4 protein-coding genes are annotated in these 3,714 nt (G+C 75.2%); 3 read left to right on the forward strand and 1 reads right to left on the reverse strand.

Translation table 11 applies throughout. The features are described 5' to 3' along the window. The first annotated feature begins 17 nt into the window (after positions 1-17). On the forward strand, positions 18-1,511 hold the full coding sequence (locus AAHZ94_RS30415) for a DUF2079 domain-containing protein (RefSeq protein ID WP_349996949.1): 1,494 nt from the start codon (positions 18-20) through the stop codon (positions 1,509-1,511). Between the two features lie 270 nt (positions 1,512-1,781). Continuing rightward, the gene (locus tag AAHZ94_RS30420) at positions 1,782-2,204 is read left to right on the forward strand and encodes an acyl-CoA thioesterase (RefSeq protein WP_349996946.1); all 423 of its coding nucleotides are present in this window, start codon (positions 1,782-1,784) and stop codon (positions 2,202-2,204) included. Between the two features lie 381 nt (positions 2,205-2,585). Here AAHZ94_RS30420 and AAHZ94_RS30425 read toward each other — a convergent pair whose 3' ends face one another. Beyond that, on the reverse strand, positions 2,586-3,155 hold the full coding sequence (locus AAHZ94_RS30425) for a class I SAM-dependent methyltransferase (protein WP_349996947.1): 570 nt from the start codon (positions 3,153-3,155) through the stop codon (positions 2,586-2,588). A gap of 55 nt (positions 3,156-3,210) precedes the next feature. On the opposite strand from AAHZ94_RS30425, the gene AAHZ94_RS30430 reads away from it, so the two are divergent. After that, positions 3,211-3,714 (forward strand): AraC family ligand binding domain-containing protein (locus AAHZ94_RS30430; RefSeq protein ID WP_349996948.1); only part of this gene is annotated, 504 nt, incomplete at its 3' end.

Genomic DNA, 3,714 nt, shown 5'->3' on the forward strand with positions numbered 1-3,714 from the left:
GCCCGAAGGACCGCACCATGGATTCGGCCCGCCCCGTCGCCGCCCCCGCCAAGGACCCGGCGCCCTCCGCCGACGCCGCGGCGCCGGCGGCCAGCCGCTGGTCCTGGCGCGGCCTCCCGGGCGGCGCCAGGCGCCTGCGCGCGGCCCCGTACGACCCGTACTGGCTGGCCGCAGCGCTCTTCGCGGCGTACGCGACGATCTCCGTCTGCCGCTACCGGCGGATGGCCACCATGTCCTGGGACCTGGGCATATTCGAGCAGGCGATACGCGGCTACGCGCACCTCCAGGCGCCGATCGTCGACCTCAAGGGGCCGGGCACCAACGTGCTCGGCGACCACTTCAGCCCGGTCACCGCACTGCTCGCCCCCTTCTACCGGGTCTTCCCGACGCCGGTGACGCTGCTGGTGGCGCAGGCCCTGCTGTTCGCGCTGTCGGCGGTGCCGGTGACCCGGGTCGCGGCGCGGCTGCTCGGCCGGCGGCGGGGGCTGGCGATCGGCATCGCGTACGGCGTGTCCTGGGGCGTGCAGCGGGCCGTCGACTTCGACTTCCACGAGATCGCGTTCGCCGTGCCGCTGCTGGCCTTCGCCCTGGAGGCGCTGCTGCGCGAGCGGTGGCTGGCCGCGGCCTGCTGGGCGGCGCCGCTGGTGCTGGTCAAGGAGGACCTGGGGGCGACCGTGGCGGCGATCGGCGTGGTGCTGTTCTGGCGCGGGCGGCACAGCCGGCCGTGGGTGACCCCGCTCGCGCTCGGCGTCGTCGGCTTCGGCGTGCTGGCCTCCGCGCTCGCGCTCGGCGTGGTCATCCCGGAGTTCAACACCTCGGGCTCGTACGACTACTGGAACAAGATCGACGCGGCGGAGGGCCCCGCGCCCACCATCTCCTGGGACACCGCGCTGTCCACGCTGGCCTGGGTGCTGGTGCCCACCACCGGGCTGCTCGCGCTGCGCTCCCCGCTGCTGCTGGTCGCGGTGCCGACGCTGGGGTGGCGGTTCGTCTCGCACGAGGAGCACTACTGGGGCACCGACTGGCACTACAACGCGGTGCTGATGCCGGTGGTCTTCCTCGCCCTGGTGGACGCGGTGGCCCGCAGCCGGGACAGCCGGCGCGAGTGGCTGCGCTCGTACGCCGGGCAACTGCCGGCCGCGGTCGCGGCGGCCGGCCTCGCGCTGACCACCGCGCTGCCGTTGTCGCAGCTCATTGAGGAGGACACGTACCGCAAGCCGGCCGCGGTGACCGAGGCCGAGCGGGTGCTGGCGCGCATCCCCGACGACGCCACGGTCGAGGCCAACATAGCGCCCATCAGCCGGCTCACCGACCGCTGCCGGGTGCTGTGGATAGGCGGCACCCGCGGCCTGGTGCCGGAGTACATCGCCCTCCAGGAACAGAACGGCCGCACCCCGGACCAACTCGTCGACTACGCCCGCCAACTGCACCCCACCGCCCGCTTCGTGCACATCGGCAGCGGCGGCGGCGTGGAGGTGCTGGCGCGGGTGGGCGAGTCGGGCACGCCGTAGCGCCGGGTCCGGGTCCGCGGGCGGGGGCGACCGGGCGTCGGGGCGCCCGGGATAGCGGGGCGGCGGGCCGTGTGGATTGCCCGGTTCCGCCACACCTGCGCAGGTCAGCCGCCGTACGCCAGGGCGTGTTGTGCGCAGGGCCACACCGGTGGAGGTTTGCCCTCCGCGGTGCACAGCGGCGATAGTCGGCGGCAGGTCAACTGGCCGTCCCAAGCCGGCACATCGGCCCGCACCCGGGCCGGCGGGCCGCGAACCGACCGAGGGGTTCCCGTGGCGCAGCCGATCACCGTGCCGATCACCGTCCGTGGCTACGAGACGGATTCGCAGGGCCACCTCAACATGAGCGTGTACATCCAGTACGCCGAGCACGCCCGCTGGGCGCTGCTCGAAGCCGCCGGCATCTCGCAGGTCGCGATGTTGGAGGCGGGCATCGGTCCGGTCAACCTGGAGACCACCATCAAGTACCTGCGGGAGTTGCGCGCGGGCGACGAGGTGGAGGTGAGCTGCGCGTTCGTCTGGGGCGAGCGGAAGTCCTTCCGGGTCGAGCAGCGCGTCGTCAAGCGGGACGGCACCGTCGCGGCCGAACTCAGCAGCGTGGCCGGCTTCCTCGACCTCACCGAACGCCGCATGATCGCCGACCCCCGTACCCGCCTCCGCGCCCTGGCGACGGAGCCGCAGGTGCTCGACCTGTGAGCGGAGCGGCGGGTGCTCCGGCCGTGCGGCGCCGCGCGCGGGGCTGACGGGGCGGGCTGGCCCTGGCGGGCGGCTGTCTGATCTCCTGCCGGGTGCTGCCCGCCTTCTCTTCTTTGTACGTGGCCGCTGCCGGGGCACGGTCTGTTCACCGGCTACGTGGCCGTTGCCCGGGCAGGGCCTGCGGTGCGCTCTCCCTGGCCGCTGCCGGGGCACGGACGGGCCGCGTCCGGCTCGTACCGAGACGCCGAGGCCACAGCCGGGCCCCATCGCCCCCTACCGAGGTGCCGGGCCGCTTCCGCCCCGTACCAAGGCGCCGGGCGGCGGCCGGAAGTCGCACCTCGCCGCCGCCCGCTCCCGCCACCCCGCCGGAGGCCCGTACGCTCACCGGGCGCGGAAGCGGAAGCTTCCCTTGCCGACGGTCACCTCGGTGTCCGTGAAGCCGGCCGCCCGCAGCCGGGCGGCCAGCGTCTCGGGCGGCACCGGGACGCAGGTGTCGCCGAGGTGGATGGCGCGGAAGGACCAGCTCGACAGGGCGTCGCAGCCGGCGAAGACGCCGCCGTCCGCGAGGACCCGGCGGGCCTGGGCGAACAGCCGGTCCTGGAGCGCGGGCGACGGCACGTGGTGCAGCATCGTGAAGCAGGTGACGGAGGAGAAGCGGCCGTCGGGCAGCGGCATGTCCGCGCCGTCGCCGTGCACCACCTCCACGTCCTCCGGGCGCGCCGCGTAGTGCGCCCGCAGCCGGCGCGCGGACTCCCCGTCCACCTCGATCACGCTCAGCCTCGGCACCTTGCGGGCCAGCACCCGGGTGGTCGCCCCGTACCCGGGCCCCACCTCCAGCGCGTCCGGGCCGAGTTCGACGTCCTCCAGGGCCCAGGGCAACAGTTGCTGCTCCACCGCCCGGGCCCAGCGGTCGGAGTTGCACAGCCAGCGGTGTAGGCGATTCATCGGCATGCCGCGATGCTAGGAAGCATCCCCCGCTGGCTGCTACGCGCTGGAGTGCCAACTGATGTCGCCGAACGGACACTTGGAGCTGGTCCCCGACACCACGGCCGGCGCGCCGGAGCAGTGGCCGTACGGGGCGGTGCTGGTCGGCAGCTTCGCGCTGGCCGGCGGCCAGTGGTTCGGCCAGCACCAGCACCGCTCCCACCAACTCGCCTGGGCGAAGGAGGGGGTGCTCGCGGTACGGGCCGCCGGCAACACCTGGGTTCTGCCGCCGTCCATGGCCCTGTGGCTGCCGGCCCGCACCGTGCACGCCACCGGCGCCACCGGCCAGGCCGCGCTGCTGCGCAGCCTGTACTTCCCGCCCGAGCGGTGCCCGGTGCGCTGGGAGCGGCCGACGGTGGTGGCCGTCTCGGCGCTGCTCCGGGAGTTGATCGGCACGCTCGCCGACGGCTCGCTGGGCAGCGGGGCGCGCGGGCGCGCGGCGGCGGGGGGGGGCGCCCCCCGGGGGGCGGGCGGGGGGGCCCCCCGGCGGGCGCCGCCGCCCCGCGGCCCCCCCGCCCCCGCCGGG

The sequence above is a fragment of the Streptomyces sp. HSW2009 genome (assembly GCF_040240285.1).
In the GTDB taxonomy this organism is placed as follows: Bacteria; Actinomycetota; Actinomycetes; order Streptomycetales; family Streptomycetaceae; genus Streptomyces.